The sequence below is a fragment of the Synechocystis sp. FACHB-908 genome, assembly GCF_014698595.1.
Taxonomy (GTDB): Bacteria; Cyanobacteriota; Cyanobacteriia; order Cyanobacteriales; family Microcystaceae; genus Synechocystis.
In genome coordinates this window covers 72,517-94,985 of the sequence record NZ_JACJTH010000043.1, presented here as the reverse complement: position 1 = coordinate 94,985, position 22,469 = coordinate 72,517, and the positions used below count along the sequence as shown (strand labels likewise).

The 22,469-nt window shown below is 47.9% G+C and carries 21 protein-coding genes and 1 pseudogene; 10 read left to right on the top strand and 12 right to left on the bottom strand.

The window, feature by feature from the left end; all coding sequences use genetic code 11:
- Window positions 1-354 (top strand): ATP-binding protein (locus H6G46_RS17340; protein ID WP_242021178.1); only part of this gene is annotated, 354 nt, incomplete at its 5' end.
- 26 nt (window positions 355-380) lie between these two features.
- Here the strand turns inward: H6G46_RS17340 and H6G46_RS17335 are convergent.
- Window positions 381-2,546: a heavy metal translocating P-type ATPase gene (locus tag H6G46_RS17335; protein ID WP_010873934.1), complete on the bottom strand. Its 2,166-nt coding sequence runs from the start codon at window positions 2,544-2,546 to the stop codon at window positions 381-383.
- A 151-nt stretch (window positions 2,547-2,697) separates the two neighbouring features.
- Between H6G46_RS17335 and ziaR the strand changes: the two genes are divergently transcribed.
- Window positions 2,698-3,096, top strand: coding sequence for a Zn(II)-sensing metalloregulatory transcriptional repressor ZiaR (gene ziaR, locus H6G46_RS17330; RefSeq protein ID WP_010873933.1), 399 nt, complete (start codon window positions 2,698-2,700; stop codon window positions 3,094-3,096).
- A gap of 11 nt (window positions 3,097-3,107) precedes the next feature.
- On the top strand, window positions 3,108-3,434 hold the full coding sequence (locus tag H6G46_RS17325; RefSeq protein WP_010873932.1) for a YnfA family protein: 327 nt from the start codon (window positions 3,108-3,110) through the stop codon (window positions 3,432-3,434).
- A 129-nt stretch (window positions 3,435-3,563) separates the two neighbouring features.
- Here H6G46_RS17325 and H6G46_RS17320 read toward each other — a convergent pair whose 3' ends face one another.
- Window positions 3,564-5,492: a heavy metal translocating P-type ATPase gene (locus H6G46_RS17320; protein WP_010873931.1), complete on the bottom strand. Its 1,929-nt coding sequence runs from the start codon at window positions 5,490-5,492 to the stop codon at window positions 3,564-3,566.
- An 81-nt stretch (window positions 5,493-5,573) separates the two neighbouring features.
- Between H6G46_RS17320 and H6G46_RS17315 the strand changes: the two genes are divergently transcribed.
- Window positions 5,574-6,686: a precorrin-8X methylmutase gene (locus tag H6G46_RS17315; protein WP_010873930.1), complete on the top strand. Its 1,113-nt coding sequence runs from the start codon at window positions 5,574-5,576 to the stop codon at window positions 6,684-6,686.
- Between the two features lie 65 nt (window positions 6,687-6,751).
- Here the strand turns inward: H6G46_RS17315 and H6G46_RS17310 are convergent, their stop codons facing one another.
- The 4 genes from H6G46_RS17310 to H6G46_RS17295 all read right to left on the bottom strand — a co-directional run bounded on the left by H6G46_RS17310 (window position 6,752) and on the right by H6G46_RS17295 (window position 12,814).
- Window positions 6,752-8,089, bottom strand: a complete 1,338-nt coding sequence (locus tag H6G46_RS17310) for an MFS transporter (protein ID WP_010873929.1) — start codon at window positions 8,087-8,089, stop codon at window positions 6,752-6,754.
- A 114-nt stretch (window positions 8,090-8,203) separates the two neighbouring features.
- Window positions 8,204-9,031 (bottom strand): glycoside hydrolase family protein, encoded by an 828-nt coding sequence (locus tag H6G46_RS17305; RefSeq protein WP_010873928.1) that lies wholly within the window; start codon window positions 9,029-9,031, stop codon window positions 8,204-8,206.
- Window positions 8,967-12,131, bottom strand: coding sequence for a CusA/CzcA family heavy metal efflux RND transporter (locus H6G46_RS17300; protein ID WP_010873927.1), 3,165 nt, complete (start codon window positions 12,129-12,131; stop codon window positions 8,967-8,969). The genes H6G46_RS17305 and H6G46_RS17300 overlap by 65 nt, the downstream gene beginning before the upstream one ends.
- 38 nt (window positions 12,132-12,169) lie before the next feature.
- Complete coding sequence (locus tag H6G46_RS17295) at window positions 12,170-12,814, bottom strand: efflux RND transporter periplasmic adaptor subunit (RefSeq protein WP_020862002.1); 645 nt, start codon at window positions 12,812-12,814, stop codon at window positions 12,170-12,172.
- 121 nt (window positions 12,815-12,935) lie between these two features.
- Here H6G46_RS17295 and rppA point away from each other — a divergent pair, with 121 nt between their 5' ends.
- The gene (rppA, locus tag H6G46_RS17290; RefSeq protein ID WP_010873925.1) at window positions 12,936-13,640 is read left to right on the top strand and encodes a two-component system response regulator RppA; all 705 of its coding nucleotides are present in this window, start codon (window positions 12,936-12,938) and stop codon (window positions 13,638-13,640) included.
- Entirely contained in the window at window positions 13,637-15,001 is a 1,365-nt protein-coding gene (rppB, locus tag H6G46_RS17285) for a two-component system sensor histidine kinase RppB (RefSeq protein WP_010873924.1), read from the top strand. The genes rppA and rppB overlap by 4 nt, the downstream gene beginning before the upstream one ends.
- A gap of 266 nt (window positions 15,002-15,267) precedes the next feature.
- On the opposite strand, the gene H6G46_RS17280 is transcribed toward rppB, so the two are convergent.
- From H6G46_RS17280 to H6G46_RS17265, 4 genes are all read right to left on the bottom strand, one after another.
- Window positions 15,268-15,618, bottom strand: a complete 351-nt coding sequence (locus tag H6G46_RS17280; RefSeq protein WP_010873923.1) for a UmuC protein — start codon at window positions 15,616-15,618, stop codon at window positions 15,268-15,270.
- A gap of 13 nt (window positions 15,619-15,631) precedes the next feature.
- Window positions 15,632-15,994: an HPP family protein gene (locus H6G46_RS17275; RefSeq protein WP_223211299.1), complete on the bottom strand. Its 363-nt coding sequence runs from the start codon at window positions 15,992-15,994 to the stop codon at window positions 15,632-15,634.
- A gap of 643 nt (window positions 15,995-16,637) precedes the next feature.
- Window positions 16,638-18,026, bottom strand: coding sequence for a nicotinate phosphoribosyltransferase (locus H6G46_RS17270; RefSeq protein WP_010873921.1), 1,389 nt, complete (start codon window positions 18,024-18,026; stop codon window positions 16,638-16,640).
- 24 nt (window positions 18,027-18,050) lie between these two features.
- Entirely contained in the window at window positions 18,051-19,070 is a 1,020-nt protein-coding gene (locus H6G46_RS17265; protein WP_010873920.1) for a bifunctional nicotinamide-nucleotide adenylyltransferase/Nudix hydroxylase, read from the bottom strand.
- Window positions 19,071-19,247: 177 nt separating this feature from the next.
- Between H6G46_RS17265 and H6G46_RS17260 the strand changes: the two genes are divergently transcribed.
- From H6G46_RS17260 to H6G46_RS17250, 3 genes and pseudogenes are all read left to right on the top strand, one after another.
- Window positions 19,248-19,484, top strand: coding sequence for a type II toxin-antitoxin system Phd/YefM family antitoxin (locus H6G46_RS17260; protein WP_020862005.1), 237 nt, complete (start codon window positions 19,248-19,250; stop codon window positions 19,482-19,484).
- Window positions 19,465-19,848 carry a PIN domain-containing protein gene (locus tag H6G46_RS17255; RefSeq protein ID WP_020862006.1) on the top strand — a complete coding sequence of 128 codons (384 nt, stop codon included), beginning with the start codon at window positions 19,465-19,467 and terminating at the stop codon, window positions 19,846-19,848. The genes H6G46_RS17260 and H6G46_RS17255 overlap by 20 nt, the downstream gene beginning before the upstream one ends.
- Before the next feature lie 128 nt (window positions 19,849-19,976).
- Window positions 19,977-20,267, top strand: a pseudogene (locus H6G46_RS17250) (Rpn family recombination-promoting nuclease/putative transposase); the annotation flags it as partial.
- A gap of 22 nt (window positions 20,268-20,289) precedes the next feature.
- Here H6G46_RS17250 and map read toward each other — a convergent pair.
- Window positions 20,290-21,114, bottom strand: coding sequence for a type I methionyl aminopeptidase (map, locus tag H6G46_RS17245; RefSeq protein WP_010873918.1), 825 nt, complete (start codon window positions 21,112-21,114; stop codon window positions 20,290-20,292).
- A gap of 116 nt (window positions 21,115-21,230) precedes the next feature.
- On the opposite strand from map, the gene H6G46_RS18710 reads away from it, so the two are divergent.
- Window positions 21,231-21,416, top strand: a complete 186-nt coding sequence (locus H6G46_RS18710; RefSeq protein WP_020862007.1) for a hypothetical protein — start codon at window positions 21,231-21,233, stop codon at window positions 21,414-21,416.
- A gap of 78 nt (window positions 21,417-21,494) precedes the next feature.
- On the opposite strand, the gene blaOXA is transcribed toward H6G46_RS18710, so the two are convergent.
- Window positions 21,495-22,409 carry a class D beta-lactamase gene (gene blaOXA / locus H6G46_RS17235; protein WP_010873916.1) on the bottom strand — a complete coding sequence of 305 codons (915 nt, stop codon included), beginning with the start codon at window positions 22,407-22,409 and terminating at the stop codon, window positions 21,495-21,497.
- Between the last annotated feature and the right edge of the window lie 60 nt (window positions 22,410-22,469).

Sequence of the window (22,469 nt, the reverse complement as noted above, 5' to 3'; positions counted from 1 at the left end):
GGTAATTTAATCAGTAATGCCATTCACTACACCCCAACGGGGGGCGAGGTAACCGTCATGCTTGAGACCGATAAACAGCAAGCCATCATCAAAGTCCAAGATACGGGCATTGGCATTGCTTCGGAGAATCAAAGCCGGGTTTTTGACCGTTTTTATCGGGTGGACACGGCCCGGTCTCGACAACGGGGAGGGGCAGGATTAGGCCTTGCCATTGCCCAGGCGATCGCCGTTAAGCATCAAGGTGTTTTGACTGTAGAGAGTGAATTGGGTCAGGGAAGTTTATTCACCATTCGCTTATCAATATGTCCGCCACCATACCAACAGTCCCGAGAGTGTACCAAAAATCTCACCTAACAGGGTATGGATACTGTCAATGCACTTTACTTAGCAATCCGAGTAGCATTCAAAATCGCTAACAGTGCTACTCCCACATCCGCAAACACCGCCTCCCAGAGGGTTGCCAAGCCAATGGTGCCCAGGGCGATAAAAAGTGCTTTAATCCCTAGGGCTAGGACAATGTTCTGTACAACAATTTGACGAGTTTTGCGGGCCACATGAATCGCTTCGGCCACCTTCGAGGGCGCATCGGTCATCAACACCACGTCCGCTGTTTCAATGGCAGCATCGGAGCCCAATCCCCCCATGGCTATACCGACATCGGCTCGGGCAATCACGGGGGCATCATTAATACCATCTCCTACAAATGCCAGTTTTGCTTTACCTGAAGGATCTAGCAGTTGCTCAATTTCATCGACTTTTTCTTCTGGCAATAATTCAGCAACAAAGGCATCTAAACCAATTTGCTGGGCAACGGATTGAGCTACTATTTCACTATCCCCGGTCAGCATCACGGTCTTTTCAACTCCCATGCGTTTTAGGTCTCGAATCGCTTGAACCGCATCTTCCTTAATTTCGTCGGCAATCAGAATATAGCCCCCATAGCGCCCATCTACGGCGAGATGAACCACTGTACCGGCTACGTCACAGGTATCATGATCGATTTTTTCTCGATGCAAAAGGCGATCATTGCCCGCAATGACGACTTGATTTTGCACAACGGCTCGAATGCCATGCCCAGCAATTTCTTCGTAGTCGGCCACTTCAGAGTCAGCGATCGACTGGGCATAAGCTTCGCGGATCGATAGGGCAATGGGATGAGTGGAATGGGATTCGGCTTTTGCGGCTAGGGTTAACAATTCTGATTCAGAAAATCCATTTTTGGTAACGACCTGAGTAACCTTAAATGTGCCTTTGGTTAAGGTTCCAGTTTTATCAAACACAACGGTTTTAACGGCCGTGAGGGAGTCTAAAAAGGTAGATCCCTTGATCAAAATCCCATGTTTGGCGGCTCCCCCAATGCCACCAAAATAGCCGAGCGGAATGCTGATCACCAATCCACAGGGACAGGAAATCACCAACAGAACCAAGGCACGATAAACCCAATCGGCTCGATCCGCCCCAGGGATGAACAGAGGTGGTAACAGGGCAACGGCTAACGAAAGAAAGACGATAACGGGAGTGTAGTAGCGGGCAAATTGGGTGATGAATTTCTCGGTGGATGCCTTTTTGCTAGACGCATTTTCAACCAGATCGAGCACTTTGGCGATCGAAGATTCACTAAATAGTTTGGTGACTCGAATTGTCAACACACCCGATTGGTTGATCATGCCTGCAAGAATGGTATCTCCAGGCTTAACTGTGCCGGGCACCGATTCGCCAGTCAGTGCTGAAGTATCTACCTGTGAAGTTCCCCCTAAAATCTCGCCATCCAGGGGCACTTTTTCACCCGGCTTTACCAAAATTAAGTCATCAACCTGTACCGTTTCGGGGGAAACTTGTTGCACTGTACCATTGCGCTTCAAGTTCGCGGTATCGGGACGTGCTTCCAGTAAAGCTTTGATGGAACGGCGCGATCGCCCAACGGAGTATTCTTGAAATAGCTCTCCCACTCGAAAGAACAACATCACGGCCACGGCTTCGGGGAGTTGATGAATTGCCAAGGCCCCCAAGGTGGCGATCGTCATTAAAAAGTTTTCATCAAAAATCTGCCCTCTGAGAATATTGCGTCCCGCTGTTTTGAGCACTGTCCAACCACTCAAGAGATAGGCAGGAATAATCACTGCAAATTCAGCAATCTGACCTGGCGTGTTGTGTAACGGTTGCTCGAACAAAATAGCAATGGTAAAGAGGGCGATCGCCGTCAGGACGGGCAGTAGTTCTTGTTTCAGATTAAATTCACCAGCACCATGACTATGGCTATGGCCTTCTTCCCTATGGGAGTGGGGATGTTTATGACCATTAAGCGTTACAGATGATTTTGGCTCTGCAAGGGTGTAACCCAGGGCGGCGATCCGTTCTTGAATGGTTATTTCACTGACCTGCTTGGGATCATAGGTAACAGTTAATCGTCCCGTGGCCACCGTGACAGAGGCCTCTGCTACTCCCTTCAATCTTTCCAAGCTACCTTCAATTTTTAACTTGCAACTAGTGCAGTCCATGCCGCCGACTTGCATTTGCTGAGTTTTGAGCGGTGAAGATTGGGTCATGGCGGCCAACGTGATTTAAAGAAAAACCTCCTTGAACCGTAGCACAAATCTTGAAACACCTGAAGATATGCTCAGATATTAAAGATGTTAGGATGAAAATCATTTTCTAAATCCAGTTTAAATTTTTCCCTAGCTCCTAACGCCAACCTCTATGAGTAAGTCCTCGTTGTCAAAGTCACAATCCTGCCAGAACGAAGAGATGCCCCTTTGTGATCAACCTCTTGTTCATCTTGAGCAGGTACGACAGGTTCAACCAGAGGTGATGTCATTGGACCAGGCCCAGCAAATGGCGGAGTTTTTCAGTGCACTAGCTGATCCGAGTCGGTTGCGTTTAATGTCGGCATTGGCCCGCCAAGAACTCTGTGTCTGTGATTTAGCAGCGGCGATGAAAGTGAGTGAATCGGCAGTTTCCCATCAATTACGAATTTTACGATCGCAGCGCCTGGTAAAGTATCGCCGGGTCGGCCGTAATGTTTACTACAGCTTGGCGGATAATCATGTGATGAATTTGTATCGGGAAGTTGCAGACCATTTGCAGGAATCGGATTAAGGAGATGGACGATGATTCTGCGATCACTGCTTTATTTTGTCATGGCGGGTTTGTGTGAAATTGGGGGCGGATACTTAGTTTGGTTATGGATACGGGAAGGTAAAAGTGTTTGGTTGGCATTAGTTAGAGCAATTTTACTCACCGTATATGGATTTGTAGCAACGCTTCAACCTGCCAACTTTGGGCGAGCCTATGCCGCCTATGGCGGAATTTTCATCATCCTCTCCATTATCTGGGGATGGCAAGTAGACAATGTGGTAGTCGATCGCCTGGACTGGCTTGGAGCGGCGATCGCCTTGGTTGGTGTATTAGTGATGATGTATGCTAACAGGGCTTAGAGCGTGTTTGAAAAGCCCCCCTGGCCCACCAAGTTTGGGGGGAAACTAAGTCAAAGTCCCCCAGTATTGGGGGATTTAGGGGGCAGAATCAGACTTTATAAACAGGTTCTTAATTCCATCATTAATTAATTACCCTCTTAGTAACCGCAATCCACTCAACGTTACGATTACCGTCGAGCCTTCATGCCCCAAAACCCCAAAGGGCAGCGTGATATTACCCGCAAAGTTTGCAATCAACAGAATCATCACAAAACCAAGGGCAAACACAATGTTTTGTTTGACCACTCCTTGAGCGCGACGACCCAAACGAATGGCGTGTTCTAACCGCTCCAAACGATCCGCCATTAAGACAATATCTGCGGTTTCTAAGGCCACATCACTACCAGCGGCCCCCATCGCAATACCAACAGATGCCTGAGCTAAGGCGGGTGCATCATTGATGCCGTCTCCCACCATGGCGACGGATTGATACTGCTTCTGGAGTTGGCGAATCACATCCACTTTATCTTCGGGCAAAAGTTCTGCATAAACCTGATTGACTCCCACCTGTTGAGCAATGCTGTGGGCGGTACGTGAGTTATCCCCAGTTAGCATGACAATTCGCTCAATTCCTAATCGTTTTAATCGGGCGATCGCCTGGGCGGCGGTGGGTCGTACAGTATCTGCCACGGCAATGAGACCTAAAATCTCTCCAGCGTAGGCAACCCAGACGACGGTTTTACCTTCAGCTTCCCACTGCTGACTTTGCTCTATCAGGTTTGTAGCAACATGATTGACCTGGGCCTGAACAAACACGGCTTTACCAACTATCGCCTGTTGGCCCTCAATGTCTCCGATAATGCCCTGTCCCGCCTGCGCTTGAACGTTCCTGGCTGTTGCCCAGGCTTGGTTCTGTTGACGGGTGAAGTCGGCGATCGCCTCTCCGATGGGATGTTCCGATAAACTTTCCAGGGCCGCCGCGATTTGCAGAAGTTTGTCGGTGGATGGCTGAGTGGCGAGAATGTTCACAACTTCAGGTTTTCCAGTGGTCAATGTTCCAGTTTTATCAAAAGCAATCACCCGTACTCGTCCAATCCGCTCCAACTGCGCCCCGTTTTTGAATAAAATGCCTTGACGCGCTCCATTGGCAATACCAGAAAGTAAGGCCGGCATAATTGATGCCATTAGCGCACAGGGAGAAGCCACCACGAGAAAAATTAAGGCACGGTAGATCGTCTCTTCCCAACTCCAGCCCAGCAAAAAAGGCGGCAACGTACCGAGCAAGAGTCCGGCGATCACAATTACCTTGGCATAACCGCACTCAAATCGTTCAATAAACTGTTGCGACGGGGGAGCTTCGGTTTGGGCTTGCTGAACCAAACGAATCACACGCTGAATCAAGCTACTTTCCGGGGGTTGATGGATTTTGAGCCGCAGTACCCCATTGCCATTGATCGTGCCGGCAAACACCTCATCGCCGATCGCCTTTTCCACTGGCATAGATTCCCCCGTGATGGAAGCCTGGTTCAGGGTGCTAAACCCTTCAATGACCAAGCCATCCGTTGGCACCAACTCTCCCGGTTTCACCAAGACTTGATCCCCCATCTTCAGTTCTGAAATGGGAATGGTTTGCTCCTGTCCGTTCCGCAACACTCTTGCTACATCAGCGGTTAAGCTCATCAATCCCTGGATACTCCGCTCCGTCCGTTGCATCGCGTATCCTTCCAATGCCCCACTGATGGCAAAAATAAGAATCAGAACTGCCCCATCCACAATGAGGGTATATTCCCGTCGCCAAAGTCCCAACCCGGCGGCCCCCAAGGCGGCCACAATCATCAGCAGATCGACATCAAATTCTTTTTCTTCAAAGAGGGTTGTTAATCCCTCACGGGCATTGTCAAATCCACCAATCACATAGGCCGCTGTTAGGACAAAAAAGGCAATTCCCAACCAGCCCAAGTTAAGCATCTGCCAGCCCAGAAAGACCAGCCCGCCACAGGCGATCGCCGCCACTGCATCGGGATGATCTTTGAAAAGGTTAGAAAATCGAAAGGCAGAAGAAGGGGGAGTTACAACCATGCTTTTTAACTTGGATTTTTACCTTCTCAGCCTAAACCTTAACATTAGTGTCAATGTCAAGGTTTTGAGTAAACTAAAGGGATGAAGACTAATCACTTAACGATTAAAGAACTCACAGATGCAGTGGGAGGTGGCGTTACGCCTCGCATGGTGCGCCATTACCACACCCTGGGATTGCTTCCCCCCGTTCAACGCTCAGAGGGCAACTACCGCCTTTATACTCAGCAGGACGTACAACGGCTCCAACGAGTCATTGCCCTCAAACAGCAGGGCTTTCAGTTGTCTCATATTCGGCAACTGCTGGATAGCCATTCTGAAGAGAGCCTTGATCCCACCCTAATGGTGCAGTTGCAACAGCAATATCAGGCTGTGATTCAGCAGATTACTCGACTCCGCCAAACCGCATCTGCTTTAGAAGGATTACTGGGACGCGACCAGAGTTGCCAGATTACCCAAGCGGAAGCTCTGGCCCAACTGAAACAGCTTGATGTGGATGTCCAGGAGGGGTTAGGAAAACTCGATCAGTTGTGGACGAACCTAGATGCGGAGACAACAACTCATCCAGAAGCCTTTCAGGAATCCCTCAAACACCTGCTACCGGATTTATCGGCTTACTCTGAAATTACCATTCACTTACTACATCAATTAGTGCTGGCCTGTGGTGATGTTAGCTTGGTAAACGCCGTTCGATTGAGTCAGGGAGCGATCGCCTCGGCACGAGATGCACTGAAAGCAGGGTGTCCAGTCGTCACCGATGTTCCGGTTGTGGCTGCGGCTCTTGATCAAACTCGGTTAGCTCATTTAGGATGTACGGTTAAAACGCTGATTGACGACCCTCACATCACAGGGCTTAGGGAAGCCGAGCAAGCTTTTTGGCACCATGACCATTGGCAACAGCGGTTACAACAGATTCCCCAAGGATGTGTGCTGGCGATCGGCTATGCCCCTTCTGTTTTACTCACTGCCTGTAAGCTGATAGAGCAACAACATATTCAGCCGGCTCTTGTGATCGGAATGCCGATCGGTTTTAGTCATGCTCCGGGGGCAAAACGACGACTGATGACCAGTCCCATTCCCCATATCACCATTCAGGGGAGCCTCGGTGGAGGACTTCTAGCCGCAGTAACGCTAAACGCTTTAGTGGAAACATTGATTGCAAAGCCAGATTGCCACTGCTATCTCACTTGTCTTTAGTGCAGTAAAGGTTGATAGGGAAAGGATGGTGAAAGTTTTGGACGCATGGTTTTTAAGCGGGTAGTTTAAGGACTCGCCTTATAAAAATGGAAATGAAGATGATTGTGGCTAAAATTCAGCACAGTTGTCGCAGGATGAAAATGACTATGCTCGGAGTCATGGTGATGGGAATGTTCGTGCCAAAATCCTGGTTCCATCGGAGTGGAGGGTCGTAACAGATAAAACAGGGCAAATAAGCTGAGGGCTAAAATCCCCAGATAGAAAAAACTATTTTGAGCAAAGTGACTGCCTAACCATCCCGCCAGAGGATAGGAAAACGCCCACCAGAGATGACTCCAGGCAAAATTGGCACCATACACTCGGCCTTGAAGCTCTTTGGCTACGCGGTCGGCAATCAGGGTTTGGGTGGGGACATTAACCAAGGTTTGGCCGATACCAGCCCCAGCCCACAGGAGCAATAATCCCTGAAGATTGACCATCGAGACGGGTAGAATCGCAAGACTCATTACTACAGCCCCAATTGTCGTTAAATAGATTCGTTTTCTCTGTTGCTGAGTGTTGCCCAAACCGAGGGAAGCCACCGTCGCTCCCAACCCAAACGCCGCCATTAGCCAACCATACTCCAGCTTACCCAGGTTTAAAATGCCTTGGACATAGCCCACCGTATTCACTAAAATCCCTGCCCCGGCCAAGGACACCACCAACTGCATCGCTAGAGCATAACGAATCAGGCGATCGCCGAAAAGACATTGGGTTCCTGTGCCGATGTCCCGTCGAATTTGGGCCAAGTTACGGACAGGCTGGGCGGTTGAATTAGCTAACAGTTTTCCTGGCAAGGTAAAAATTAAACCAGCGGCCATCAAAAAAGTTAAAGCATCCCCCCAAAAGATTGTTTTTGTTCCCACCCAAGCGGCAAGACTCCCAGCCAACCCTGGCCCCAAAACCCCCAAAAGTTGATAAGTGGCACTGGATAAGGCGATCGCCTGGGGATATTCATCCTCCTTCGTCACCAGGGGAATGGTTGCGGTATAGGTCGGAGTAAAAAAGGCGTTAAACACATTCAGCCCCAGAACCAGCCCGTAGATTTGCCAGGCCTGGGTCACCCCAGGAAATAAACAGACAATCCCCAGCCGTGCCAGATGGGTAATCACCATCATTTGCTTGCGATCATAACGGTCGGCGATCGCCCCCGCAATGGGAGACAGCAAGACAAACACCGTTACCCTTAAGGTTAAGGCCCCTGCCAGGATCAACCCCGCCCCTTGACCCGCCAATTCAAAAGCTAAAAGTGCTAATCCTACCCAGGTCAGGGCATCCCCCAGCAAACTAATGGCTTGGGCTAGGTATAGCTGAGCAAATAGACGGTTCCGCAAGCAGTGAAAGATAGGCGGTAGTTTGCCCATTGTGGGGGTTTGGGGTAGAAAATTGATCTCTATTCTATGCCCCCAGGGGGGATATTGATGAGGGCCTTGAGAAACGTCCTGTCCCCGCAATAGTACTTGGTACTGAATCGAATATTAATTAGCTTGGTCAAGTTCTTCTGCTAATAGTTTTTGATAAATTTTGGGTAAAGAAGCGGTCATTCTATTGTCTTCAATGCCGTAACCCAAACTTGTCCAAGTGCCAGAAAGTTTTTTCAACACTTGTTCGATATTTCCCTGTTGTAATTGGGTGGAAAAGTCCATGCCCCAGTGGTGTTTATCGGTCAACCATCGATAGGTTACTAAATCCTGAAATTCAGGCTCAAAGTTATAGTGTGATTTTCCCAAATGACGTTGAGGGTGATACAAAGCCGCTTTTTCCTGCCAAGTCTTAGTCAAAAATTGATAACGTCCTGCCGCTGTGGAGCAATGCCCTTGGTTAACATCTGTTTTGATGGCAATACAAGCATTGGGATGGCGACTTAAATCATGGGTATGTTGACCGCCATAGAGTAAAACGTAGGGATTTTTAGCATTAGATTCACTGGCTGAAATTGTCCGCATTAAAGCTCTAATGTAAGGATCTCCTCCTTCCATGGCTAGGGATGGTAAATGGCCAAAAAAGGAATTGATGTTTTCAGTTTCAGGAGACTTTCTAATAAAAGCTGCCAAGCAAAGAGTAAATAATAAAGTGGCCAGAAAAAAATGGCGTGACCAAGATGATTGTTGAGACCTTCGACGATGATGATAGTGGCGAGTTGTGTTTTGGGTAATGGTCATGGAAATTAACCAGAAAAAATGTGGTAAAAAAATCTCTCCCACCGTTGTTAATACAGCCAGAAGAGATAATAATTCACGTTTAAAAATGCGATTTTTGAGTGCTGACCCTATCGTTACGCACAAAAGGAGCAATGTGGTCTCCATTGGTAGGCTGTTTGGGCATTAACCATTTACCAAATTTGGCATACAAAGCGGGTAATACCAATAAGGTTAAAGCCGTAGAAGTACACAGTCCACCAAGAACAACGATCGCCAGGGGTTGGAGAATTTCGTTCCCGGCACTGCTGGCCGTTGCCAACGGTAACATCCCTAAAGCTGAGGTCAAAGCGGTCATTAAAATGGCATTGACCCGTTCCATAGACCCCTTAAAGATTGTTTCTTTTAGTTTCATTCCCTGGGCGAATTTCTGGTTGTAGTTATCCACCAGTAATAGTCCGTTCCGTACAGCCACCCCAAACAGGGTAATAAAACCGACTAGGGAGGCAATAGAAATGACACCGCCAGTGAAAACAACGGATAACAACCCCCCAATTAGGGCTAAGGGGAGGTTAATCATAATGGCGATGGTAGCGGGGAGGGATTTCACCGAAAAGAACATCAATATCCCAATCACTAAAGCGGCGACGAAGCTAAACAACAGTAAGCTATTGGTTGCCCGTTGTTCGGACTCAAATTGCCCGCCGTATTCGATGAAATAGCCCTGGGGAAGTTGTACTTTCTCCTTAATTTGAGCCTGGACATCTTCCACCACGCTTCCCAAATCCCGCTCAGCGACGTTGGCGGAAACCACAATTAAACGGGAAACGTCTTCGCGGTTAACCACATTGGCTCCCATGCCGTAGTCTATTTTAGCCACGTCCCCTAGGGTAATCATTTGACCGGTGGGCGTACTAATGGGGATTGCCCCCATGGCATCAAGACTATTCCGCTCAGTTTCCGGTAGCATCACCACCACATTCACTAACTGTTGATCTTCAGGAACCTGGGAAACAATCCGGCCATTTAAAGCAGTTTCAACAACAGCAGAAATGTCAGCCATCCTTAACCCATACTGGGCAGCGGCGGCACGGTCATAGTGAATTTGCACTTGGCGGATAGGAAGTTGGGGTTCGAGTTGCAGGTCAACAATTCCTGGCACAGTTTTCATCGCTTCCTGTACCTGCTCTCCGATGGCCCGTAGTTCCTTTAAGTCAGGGCCAAAGATTTTTACGGCGATCGCACTCCTGACCCCTGATAACACCTCATCCATCCGATGGGAAATAAAGCCCCCCATATTAGAAGCTACCCCCGGCAATTGGTTGAAGGCTTTCCGTAATTCTTTAACACTAGCTTCCCGATCTTTGAGGGCTTCATCGCTCAATTCCACATCAACGTGGGCCATGCTGACCCCAGCTCCATCGGCATCCCCCGGCGCACGACCCGCCCGAATTTGTACCCATTCATAGAGGGGATTATCCTTGAGGTTATTAAACAGGGCCATCCCCGCTCGATTGGTCATGTCGAGGGAAACCCCTGGAAAAAGAACCATGGAATTGACCATGGATTTTTCTCGAAACTCTGGTAGAAAAACCCGTCCTAGACTAGGAACCAAAGAGACTGAGGCAATCACAGCGATCAGGGCTATGCTCAAAATCACTTGGGGAGCGCGGAGGGAAAAATTTAACAACGGACGATATAACCGCTCTGCCCAGCGGGAAACAAAGGTGCCTTCCTGGGGCAGTCGTTGGTTAGCCAAGAGAATCCCACACAAAGCCGGGGAAACGGTCATGGCCACTAGGGTGGAAGCACCGATACAGAGTAGATAGGCTAAACCCATGGGGGCAAAAATACGCCCTTCTACCCCCGTTAAGCTGAAAATGGGCGCGAAAACCACCACGATGATCACCGTGGAAAAAATCACTGCTAATCGGACTTCCACCGAGGTTTCATAAACTACCCGCAAAGGATGTTTGGGATTGCCCTCGGCCTGGTTAGTGCGTAGTCCCCGATAGCAATTTTCCATATCCACAATGGAGTCATCTACCACGGAGCCGATCGCCACCACTAGCCCCCCTAGGGTCATGGTATTAATGCCCAATCCCCAGGCTTTCATGAACATCAAACCAATTAGCAGGGAGAGGGGAATCGCTGTTAGGGTAATCGCCGCCGTGCGCCAGTTCATTAAAAAAATCAGCATAATCACCGAAACGATGACAATCCCTTCTAAGAGGGAAGTGCTGACGTTGCGAATGGCGGAATCAATAAAGTTAGCTTGACGAAAGGTTTGGGCAATTTGTACATCGGCAGGAAACGTGGGTTTTAGAGATTCAACCACTGCTTCTACTGCTTTAGTCACTGTGGGCGTATCCACATCGGGCTGTTTATTGACCATCATGACGATCGCCGGTTGACCGTTAAAGCTCCCATCCCCCCGCTTCAGGGCACTGCCGGTTTTAACTTCAGCAACGTCCTCCAACAGAATTGGTTTGCCGTCCACCACTTTCACCACCGATCGCCGTAGGTCTTCAATGGACTGCATTTGACCCAGACCCCGTACTAATAGCTCTTGGCCACCGCCAATCAAGAAACCCCCTGGGGCATTGGAATTCGCTTCTGCACTGGCTTGGGTAACTTCATTGAGGGAAACCTTGAGAGCACGCAGTTTGGCTGGATCAACTAAAACCTGTTCCTGGCGCTCATCCCCCCCGTAGAGGGTGACTTGGGACACCCCTGGTACAGAAAGGAGCTGGTTACCGACGGTGGTTTCTAATAATCGTCGTAAGTCCATCAGGTTGGAACTGCCCCCATCCTTGATCGTAAAGGCATACTGCACAATCGTTCCCAAGGGAGAAACCAGAGGCGAAATTTCCGGGGGATGACTACCTTCCGGTAGTTGATTAGTTACCTGTTGCAAGCGTTCCGTCACTGTTTGACGGGCTTTATAGACATCTGCATCCTGGTCAAAGACCACGCTGACCATGGAGAGGCCCACCTTAGAAGAAGAGCGCACCGTTGTCACCCCCGGTAAACCATTCACCGCACTTTCAATGGGAACGGTAATTTGGGTTTCCACTTCTTCCGGTGCCAGACCAGGAGCTTCGGTGTGAATATCCACCTGGGGCGGCGCAAATTCAGGAAACACATCCAGGGGCATTTGGCCCACGCTGATAATCCCCCAAAGGGTGATGCCAATGGCCGCAATAACAATGAACCACCGTTGGGCGATCGAGGTTTTGAGAATTTGATTGAGAAGCGTATTTAACATAGGTCAATAAAGGCAAGGGCTAGAGCAGGAAGTTAAATTTATTTGCCAAAAAAGTTTTTGCCTTTGCGACTCAAGTTAAACGCCCGTAATCCCAAAATTCCGGCCCCAATGACCCCTAGTCCTCCCAAGGCGATCGGTAAAACGGGCAATCCTGGTTCCGCCGCCACGGGGGGACTTGCTTGGGTTTCATTGGGAGCCATACTTGTCGTCTCCGCAGGAGCCGTATTTTCAGCAGCCTCAGCCACAACTGGTTCTTTGGTCTCCGTCTCTGCCGTTGGGGTTTTGCGGGATTCAGCATAAAGGGATAAAGAACCCTGGGTAACTAATTTTTCCCCCACCGATAACCCTTCGGTAATTTCAATCAATTCCCCCTGGGTTGCCCCCGTTTTCACCGGCACCGGCTCATAAAATTCTCCATACTGCACAAACACTAATTGTTTATCCCCCCCATCTACCAACGCCGTCGCCGGAATATAAACCCCCGCACTACCATCTGGCGCAGAGGCGATCGGCTCCACCACAATGCCCAACATGGAATCGGTTTCTGCATTCACGGCAACCCGATTAATGCCTCCCTCGGCTTGAAACTCGTCACCGTGACCCACATGGGCTGTTACGAGATTGGGAGTTCCTAGGGTCAAACCCAGTGCCAGAAAGGAACTTGCTAATTGAATTGTTTTCATCACACCACCTCAAATTGGGAATTTGTCCAAGATTTTCCCAGTCTGCCAAAGGGGGTATGAAATTCAGGTGAAAATCTCCTTCCCCCGCTAAGATCAGACCGTTATAAAAAAGGCAGAGGCGATGCGAATTTTGCTGGTGGAAGATGAGACGGATTTGGGAATGGCTATTAAGAAAGTGCTAGTTAGTGAAAAGTATGTGGTGGATTGGGTGACGGATGGCTCCCAAGCTTGGGATTATTTGGAAAATCAATGGACGGAATACACCCTTGCCATTGTGGATTGGTTACTGCCGGGATTATCGGGTTTGGAACTCTGTCAAAAACTGAGAACCCAGGGTAATTCCTTGCCGGTGTTGATGTTAACAGCGTTAGGAGAACCGGAAAACCGTGTCGAAGGACTAGATGCCGGGGCAGATGACTATCTAACAAAACCGTTTGTGATGGCAGAGCTATTAGCAAGACTGCGGGCACTACAACGGCGATCGCCACAATTCCAACCGCAAATTTTAACTTTGGGCAACTTCAGCCTTGATCCCAGTAATAATCTGTTATCGGTAACTATCTCGGAGCCACTAAACCTAGAAAGACAGGAAATTGCTTTAACCGTAAGAGAATTTCAAATTTTTCAATATCTGATGCAAAACCCAGAGCGGATCATTTCCGGTAGCAAGATCCGGCAACAACTGTGGGATCTTGATGAGGAGCCCATGAGTAATGTGGTGGCGGCCCAAATGCGTTTGATACGACGCAAGCTAGCTCAACAAAATTGTCCTTGCCCAATTAAAACAGTTCCCGGTCAAGGCTATCGGTTCACCCTATCGCCATGAATACCCGTCGCCTCTTTGCCCGTAGTCGTCTGCAATTGGCTTTCTGGTATGCCCTAGTAATGGGGGGAATTCTTACCCTGTTGGGGTTGGGGGTTTATCGTGCCATTGTGCAGGCCAACTGGATGGCGTTGGAGCGAGAAGTGGAGTCGATCGCCGGGACGTTGCATGACAGTTTAGAGCCGATGTTGCCGAGTAATGCTAGTCCCACCGGAGTATTACAAAAAATGTTGCCCGATCTGTGTTTGGTCAACCAACCCTGCCAGGTCAACCCCACCCTGATTGAACGTCACACGTTGGGCATTAGTGATCGCAGTTTATATTACATTCGTTTATTTGATTATCAAGGCAACCTGCTGGCTTTTTCGCCTAATCAACCGGCTTCCCTATCCTCCATTTTTAACCAGGAAACTTGGCAGACTATTCACCCCCCAACCGGCGATCGGTATCGACAATTCACCACCATTTTGCATAGCGCCGGTAATACAGACAAATCTTCCTGGGGCTATCTACAAATTGGCCGGAGCCTGGCAGCCTTTGATGCCGAAAATAAACGTATTCTTTGGATTTTAGGGCTTAGTTTTCCCATTGCCCTGGGTTTGGTCGCCTTCTCCAGTTGGGGCTTAGCGGGGTTAGCCATGCGTCCCATTTACCAGTCCTACCAACAACAACAACAATTCACCGCGAATGCAGCCCATGAATTACGATCGCCATTGGCTAGTCTGTTGGCCACGGTGGAAGCGGTATTACGCATCGACTCAAGCCATTCCCCAGAAATTAACACCATGCTACATACCGTTGAACGACAGGGAAGGCGATTAAGCCAATTGATTACGGATTTATTGCTACTAAGTCGCTTAGAGCAGGAAACCACCGCCGAAGATTGGCGGCTTTGTTGTTTAAATGATTTAGTCAGTGACCTCACCGAAGAGTTTTTAGAATTAGCGATCGCCGCCCACATTGATCTCAGCAGTGATCTGAGTTCAGGGGAAGTTTACGCCTGGGGTAATGAATCCCAACTCTATCGACTGGTCTCAAACCTAATTGCCAACGCCATTCAATACACAACTGCTGGGGGACGTGTTGATATTACCCTGACATCCCATGAACAGATGGCTATCATCACCGTGCAAGATACCGGCATCGGCATTGCCCCCGACCAACAGGAACACATTTTTGAGCGTTTTTACCGAGTTAATCGAGATCGTTCGCGCAAAACGGGGGGGACAGGGTTGGGACTCGCCATTGCCCAGGTGATCACCGTTAAGCATAGGGGGTCTTTAACGGTGGAGAGTGCATTGGGTAAGGGAAGTTTATTCACCATCCAGTTACCCATTTTTTCTGTACCGATAGTCCATTCTTAATTCTATTTTATCAACTTTACGCCGTCAAAATTTTATACTAAAGTGATTATTTATGGCTAAAAAGCACCTCAAAAAATAAAGATTTTATTGAGAAAAGCCCGATATAGGGTAATCTTTTTTGCAGTAAAGCAGTTAATCAATACTCTTTAAAAGAGTTAGGATAGAAAAACAGATTCTAAGAAAGAAAAAATACTTCTAACTTGCTTGTATTACTTTTGTCTTGTTGAATATTTTCAAAAGTGTGATCACATAGGAATACTGACTGGTTAATCTGATGGATTAAGACAAAGCTGAATTTCTTCCCCATAATTCGTATTACTTTGATTTGGGGTCAGTTCGAGAAAGGCTTCATCAATGGAATAAATTTCCACGACGGGGCTAAATAATTGCAGGCTGGTCATTATCCTGTGGGATAAGTCGCCGTACAAACAGTAATTGGAAGAAAAAACCTGAATATTATGTCGCTTAACCAAATCTGGAATTTTGAAGAACGGCACTCCCATCTTGACTCCTAAAGCTTTAACTCTAAGCCGCACCGCTGGGATCCCTGCATGGGAACCCAGCTGAGATGGCCGTTGATCACTGGACAGGTACGATGATCGCCTCAACAATCCCACAACCGAAACAAAATTATAGCCAGTGCTTAGGATAGGTTCTTTCTTCCGCCAAATTATTGAAAACTACAGCACACAGCACTAAAAGTATTGAACCTTCCAAGGTTGGCGTTAGGATAAAGTTCCAGTCTGGTCTGGTCATCATAACCACCAAAGCAACGGCTCCTGAAGGAGGATGCAATGTTCCAGTAAATTGCATAATGCCGATGGCTAGCGACACTGCCGCCCCCATCGCCATGGGTGAAGAACCGAGAAAATGCAAAACCGTTAGACTCACCAATGCCGCTAACAGATTGCCACCGATGACGTTACGGGGTTGGGCTAAGGGGCTATCAGGAACACCAAAAATCAAAACACTAGTGGCCCCAAAGGGAGCCATTAAAAGCGGGGAATTCGTTTTTACCGTCAAGTAAGCACAGATAGAGATCGCCAAAAAACTACCGAACCAACTCCAAAAAATGTGGCCATGATGAGGCTTCTCAACCGGGCAGGTTAAAGGGCAGGACCGCCATCTGTGTAAGGTCTTGAACCAATAGTCTTCCCATTTTAATCGGGCTTTCCTGTAGTCAACCATGAAGGACTGAACACTCCTAAAGTACTGCCAAAAAAGTAATAAGTACGCTGCTATGCACAGTAATCATCGAATTCAGCGAAGATTGGCACTATGCAACAGAGCCGATAAACCAGCCAGCGTAGGAGAGTCATTGCCCCACAAAAGTTAAGATAACATAACGTTTTGCCAAAAAGACAAATAAAAAGTAGCTTACTTTACAGTATTTATTCCATTGATGTTGAGCTTTAAGAGTGATAGTCAACAAACTAAGACTGCCCTAAACCTTTTTTGTGATGTTTCAGGGAGCGATCATCAATGAACTATGCTCATACAACAGCAACAATTCACCGCCAATGATAAGGTGGATCCCTGAAACTTAGGTACCTCAGTGCTAAATTAAACATTGTAGTAGTTCCTTATGTACTTATCATCTCGAGACAGAACTTTATCTAGCTTTGCTTTATCCCCACTAGCTTGCGGGAACATTGACCCTGATTAATGGCCAGGCTCGTTGACGAATAGCATCCAAGCATTGGTCTTGCAGTAAATGTCCATTTTCATAGACAACCTGCAATAAATCCTCAGAAGAAGTGGGTACAGTGCCATAACCAGAGTCAGTTTTAACCAGGGATAATCGCCCCTTTTTGCTAGTTTTACCAGGATCAGTAACAGGGTCTTTATAAACAGGGATCGCCTTGTCCTCCACCGTTACCTCACTGCACTTCATGGCAAATTTTTGGGTATCCCGATTCACCTTTTGCAACAAAGCTCCCCCCATACCAAAAGCTAAATTAGTAGTACTAAAGCCAAGGCTCTCAGTCTTCTCTAGAATGGCGCTGATACTCTCTTCATCAACCCCATCCCCTTGGATAACCCGCACAGCATTTAGAACTCGAAAGCCCTTACTGTTGAGGGTGCTGCCAAAACAAGCCTCCAACCGTTCCAAAGTTTGGGCCACAATGGCCACCGGGTCACCTGAATCCGGACGGATAACCACCGTAGCCCCCGAATCAAGCACCTGTGCCCTTAGGTGATCGCCCCAGAGATGGTCAATGGCATTCCAGAGATCATAGGAATCGGAAACCACCGCCAACACCGACCCTGGCTTGGCAAACTGGGTCAACATATTTTCATAGGCCAAAACTTCCCCTTCCCTTCCCCAAGCTGTAATGGTGGAATGTTCTGCGGCGGGAATCGAATAGGCCGCCATGGGGCAGTTGTAATATTGCTGCCCATACACCAGGGCCTTTACTGTGTCAGAACCTTGGAAATTAACTAAGTGAGCCAGTCCGCCAATGCCGGACGATTCACCACTAGAAACCCCCCGGGCCCCAAAATCGTGGAGTTTAAAATTGATTTCACCATCAGGATCATCCGCAGTACGGCATAGGGATTGATAGATGCGTTGTTTTAAATGCCAACTCTGGGTTGCCACCGTAATGGGATACCAAACCCGCATCAACAAAGTTTCTAACCAGGAAACTAACCAAAAAACCTTTGGGTCCGTGGATTCCACTGTCATCAAAACATTATGAACCGGGATGACCGAGCCCTCTGGAACCGCCTTAATACGTACAGGTAAACGACCCTGCAAATCCTCCGCAATGTATCGCCAACCGCCATAGTTGAAAGGTAAGCCATGGGCTGTCAAAAGGCGATTAGCTTCCTCCACCATCCAGGGTTCAATGGATTGAGTCAGATACCGCTTTAAAATGTATTGGAGACCAAAAAAGACAGTGACAGGATACCTTCCCCCACGACTTTCCACATAGGAATACATTGCCGTTGTGTCAGGAGGATACTGCAACCAGTGGCTCACTTTATAGGAGTCCACATCCAGAATGAGATTAGTATTCATGGTAGTTAAATCAACAGGATGGGGCTAAACTTTGCTGACAAAATGCTGAATAATCTGGAAGTGATCTTCGTAAATTTGTTCTTCCTGGGCATAGAGATCCGCTAAGGACATCCACCAAGCTTTTTGGGCATCATCGCCCCCTTTTACGGCTGGCAATTCGCCCCCCGGCAATTGGATGAAGTACGCGTGGGTGATAGTCCTTCCCCGTAGGGAGCGCCCAGGGGCATCAAAAACGTGGCTGTCCACAATGGAACCCCGCAAAACCGGCAGAGGCACCTTGAGACGGGTTTCCTCCTTCAACTCCCGCAACATTCCCTCCACCAGAGTTTCATTTTGCTTAATAAAACCCCCGGGTAAAGCAATTAGTCCCAAACCTGGTTTGGCTTGACGACGTACCATCAGCACATGACCCGCTTGCACCACCACGGCATCCGTGGTTATAAAAGTCGGAGCATAGGGAGCCGTGGCCCAGGCCTGTTTATAAGCCTGCAAAAATTGATACTCATCACAAAGAGCAATGTACCGCTCACTCTTTTGAAAAGTTTGTAAATAGTCGGCGATCGCCGGGGGCACTTTATCGAGATAATCCCCTTCCTTACCCTCAAAATAAGCCCCACGAATAGCGGTAGAACTGAAATCTGGATAATGGCCCGTTTCCAAGTAATCCCATTGGGGAAACAAATTCAAGTAATAGGAAGAAGCATCTTTGCGATGGCCCAAAACAACAACGGAATTGCTACCCCCAGTAATTTTCAAAACCTGTTGCTGCACCGCTGCCAACCACAAATTATCGCTGTAAAGCCAATCCCGCACCGTCAAAAAATGCACCCTTTTCAGTATTTGGGGGCTTAAACAAGCCTCAATCATCGCCATCCGTTCTGGCGATCGCCAGGGGTTGCGGGTATCCGCGGCCACCCGATGACTACCTAAAATGATAATGACTTGCTCAGCCTTTTCTAGCGCAAGATTAAGGGTGCGTAAATGACCGAGATGAAAAGGCTGGAACCGACCAATGTAGATCCCGTATTGATATTTAGTTTGCATACCAGACTCCCTGGATGGTAAACATCCTCTCCCCGAGGACTGACTCAATTATAGTAGATTTCACCAAAATATGGCAACATCTGATGACTGCGGCTGGGCGAAAATAGACTTTTGAGGGAAAGTATCTTGCTTTGATGTACGTTAGACTAATTTTGAACGTACATTGAACAGAATAGGATGAAACAAATTACGCCAACGGAGCTGAGGGGTAATCTTTACAACCTGCTAGATGAGGTGCTGGCAACCGGCATACCGCTGGAAATTAATCGGGGGGGTAAACGCCTACGAATACTGCCAGTGGAGGAGCCGGATAAGTTCAAGAACTTAGTACATCGTCCAGGGGTTATCATTGGCGACCCGGAAGAGTTGGTCACCATTGATTGGGAGGGAGAGATTGAGCTCGATTTACCTTGACACCCACATTGTTGTTTGGCTCTACTGTGGTTTAACGGAAAAGTTTTCTTCCCTGGCCAAATCACTGATTAACAGTAACGACCTAACCTTCTCTCCCATAGTACGACTAGAGCTCAAATATCTTCTTGAGATTGAAAGAATTACTGCATCGCCAGAAGCTATTCTCACCACTCTGGAGAATAATATTGGCTTATGTAGCTGTACCAAGAACTTCGACCAAGTTGTTTACCAAGCATTAACACTGGACTGGACAAGGGATCCTTTTGACCGTCTGATTACAGCCCAGTCTGCGTTGACTGACAGTTTACTGCTGACTAAAGACCAAAAAATTCTTGCTCACTATGACTATGCCCGTTGGTCTTAGAAAGTACACTTTCCGAGACTACTCCCCAACCCCGTCTCTTTTTATGTCTCAATAGTCCCTTTTACCATACCCCTAAAGTTGTGAGACTCTCAAAACATGGTTATGGCGATCGCCCTTAGAATTTGGGTATGTTTGACAATCTGTGCAAATTCCTCGCCGAATCCTTTTCCGAAGACTATGCCGCCTGGTTGCTGGGACGACCAATCAAATTGACTAAGCTTAGTCCGACGGAATTATCCCTGGAACCAATTTGGGCTGACTCCCTAATTTTGGAGCAATCGGAAGACTTGGTGTTGCATCTGGAATTTCAAACGGAGCCTGAGCCCACCATGGGTTTTCGGATGTTGGACTATCGGGTAAGGGTTTACCGCCGTTTTCCCCAGAAGACGATGTACCAATTTGTCATCTACTTGAAACGTAAAAGGCATTGCGGCTTGAAATTTAGGCAAGAGTTAAAATTTCTACACCTTCCTCAGTCACAACAACAGTGTGTTCAAACTGAGCAGAGAGTTTTTTGTCCTTCGTAATTACAGTCCAACCATCCGCAAGAAATGTAAGCTCATAAGTCCCTTCGTTTAGCATCGGTTCAACCGTAAAAACCATTCCTGGACGCAGCTTCAACCCACTGCCTCGTTTGCCATAGTGAGGAATTTGAAGTTCTGTATGCATCTGCCTGCCAATGCCATGCCCAACCATATCTCGAACCACTGAGAATCCACTTGCCTCGGCATATGCTTGAATTGCCGCACCAATATCACCAATTCTTGCCCCAGGCTTGATTTCAGCAATCCCTCGCATCATCGATTCTTGAGTCGCTTCAACTAATTTTCGGGCAGTTGCGGATACCGAACCCACTAGAAATGTTCTCGAAGTGTCGCCGTGGTAGCCTGCCAACCTGAGGGTCACATCGATATTGATAATATCCCCGTCCTTGAGGATTTGCTTTGGGTTCGGTATTCCATGACAAACCACTTCATTAATGCTGGTGCAAATTGCCCCCGTGAAAGGGGGATAACCAGGAGGTGCGTAGCCAAGGGTGGCGCTGATTGCCCCATGATCTTCCATCCAACGCGTCGCCTCATCATTTAAAGCTTGTGTACTTACTCCAGGCTGCACCATTGACTCAAGATGATTGAGGAGATTCGCCGCAAGCTGTCCCACCCGCCGCATCTTGTCCAATTCTCTAGCCGAAAGTAAGACAAGCCCTGAGCTAATTGGGGGATGCACAAGATTTCTAGTGATTGAAAGCAAATTTTGATGGTTCACAGATTAAAGCCTCGTCCTATCATGCTGGTTCATGCTAGCACAGCATAGCCTAGCATGATACGAGCCGGGCCATTATTGGTATCTTAGAAACAGGTAAAGCAAAAGTGAGACTTAAGATGGGGGGCAAAACGGATTTAGAGCGAGTGGTTGCTTACATTCCTGCTGAGCGTAAACGAGAACTGGAGGAATGGGCACAGACAGATGAACGGTCTGTCTCCTGGCTGGTCGCAAAATTAATTGACAAGGCTTTGCAAGAACGCCGACAGCAGCCCAGTAACTCAAAAAGTTTGCTACATCAGTAAACAGCAAACCTTTAGCATCTATCGGGGCATCAATGCCTATTTCTTTTGTAGATGGAGTATTCAATTCTGGCACTTAAGCTATTTCCGATCTTCTTCCGCAGGCAATGCATCAATGGATTGCAAGATATCGCGTGTAATTGCCTCTCTTTTATAGAGGTCGTCCAATCGGTTTGGCGTATCTATATTGAGAGCAAAGAATACAGGACCTGTGGGCCATTCGACCCACCCTACCCACCAGCCCCAGCGCCCTTCCCAGCCAGTTTTAGCCCGTAGGATCCAATTTCGCCCTGCTTCAACGATTATAATATCCTTGACTAATCGTTGGTGCTCAATCCTAAAAGGGAGTTCATTCTGATACAGCTTTTGTAAAAAATGAATTTGCTCTTGTGCCGAGATTGTTAATGCTCCATCAATCCAATAAGCACCTTTGCTAGTACTTGAGTCTACATTCCCGTAGTCAATTTGCGTCAGATATTCTCTTGCTTTCGCTTCACCGATTTCGGCAGCAAAAATTTCGTAAACCCAAACGGCTGAATTTCGCATTGCTGAGCGTAAGGTTTGATCTTGATTGTGGGGAGCGAAGTTCCTCTCCACTCCATCCCACTCAAAAACTTGAAATTCATCACGAACAACCCCGGCATCAAGCGCAAAGAGAGAATGCGGAATCTTAAACGTTGATGCTGGAGAATAGGCTCTGTCAGCCCGTTCCTGGTTGTAGACCCACAACTGATGAGCACCTCCGCGCTGATCTAATACCACAATGGTTCCTTGAGCCTCAGCGCCATCGAAGAAACTGGCCCAATCCGATCGCTCTTGCCTTTCTACACTGCCCAAAGACCTATTATCTAAGGTGGTCGAATTACTTATCTTCGGTCGCTGCGCAATCTGTGGAGTATGTAGTCTATTACTAAGCTCTGCTGAGACAGGTGAAGTAAGCAGCATTTCTGCGCTACCCACGACCAAAGAAACAAGTAAAAGGAAACGATGATTCATAATGCCATGTTGCTGCGGTAAAAGTTTTTGTTCTACGTGTAGGTAGCAGCACTAGCGACA

Coding starts and splice junctions, on each gene's coding strand:
- H6G46_RS17310 (WP_010873929.1), bottom strand. CDS start 8,089: ATGGGCAAACTACCGCCTATCTTTCACTGCTTGCGGAACCGTCTATTT.
- H6G46_RS17295 (WP_020862002.1), bottom strand. CDS start 12,814: ATGAAAACAATTCAATTAGCAAGTTCCTTTCTGGCACTGGGTTTGACC.
- H6G46_RS18710 (WP_020862007.1), top strand. CDS start 21,231: ATGGGGGGCAAAACGGATTTAGAGCGAGTGGTTGCTTACATTCCTGCT.
- H6G46_RS17270 (WP_010873921.1), bottom strand. CDS start 18,026: ATGAATACTAATCTCATTCTGGATGTGGACTCCTATAAAGTGAGCCAC.
- ziaR (WP_010873933.1), top strand. CDS start 2,698: ATGAGTAAGTCCTCGTTGTCAAAGTCACAATCCTGCCAGAACGAAGAG.
- H6G46_RS17335 (WP_010873934.1), bottom strand. CDS start 2,546: ATGACCCAATCTTCACCGCTCAAAACTCAGCAAATGCAAGTCGGCGGC.
- H6G46_RS17320 (WP_010873931.1), bottom strand. CDS start 5,492: ATGGTTGTAACTCCCCCTTCTTCTGCCTTTCGATTTTCTAACCTTTTC.
- H6G46_RS17260 (WP_020862005.1), top strand. CDS start 19,248: ATGAAACAAATTACGCCAACGGAGCTGAGGGGTAATCTTTACAACCTG.
- rppA (WP_010873925.1), top strand. CDS start 12,936: ATGCGAATTTTGCTGGTGGAAGATGAGACGGATTTGGGAATGGCTATT.
- H6G46_RS17300 (WP_010873927.1), bottom strand. CDS start 12,131: ATGTTAAATACGCTTCTCAATCAAATTCTCAAAACCTCGATCGCCCAA.
- blaOXA (WP_010873916.1), bottom strand. CDS start 22,409: ATGAATCATCGTTTCCTTTTACTTGTTTCTTTGGTCGTGGGTAGCGCA.
- H6G46_RS17305 (WP_010873928.1), bottom strand. CDS start 9,031: ATGGAGACCACATTGCTCCTTTTGTGCGTAACGATAGGGTCAGCACTC.
- H6G46_RS17275 (WP_223211299.1), bottom strand. CDS start 15,994: ATGGCTCCCTTTGGGGCCACTAGTGTTTTGATTTTTGGTGTTCCTGAT.
- H6G46_RS17265 (WP_010873920.1), bottom strand. CDS start 19,070: ATGCAAACTAAATATCAATACGGGATCTACATTGGTCGGTTCCAGCCT.
- rppB (WP_010873924.1), top strand. CDS start 13,637: ATGAATACCCGTCGCCTCTTTGCCCGTAGTCGTCTGCAATTGGCTTTC.
- H6G46_RS17325 (WP_010873932.1), top strand. CDS start 3,108: ATGATTCTGCGATCACTGCTTTATTTTGTCATGGCGGGTTTGTGTGAA.
- H6G46_RS17315 (WP_010873930.1), top strand. CDS start 5,574: ATGAAGACTAATCACTTAACGATTAAAGAACTCACAGATGCAGTGGGA.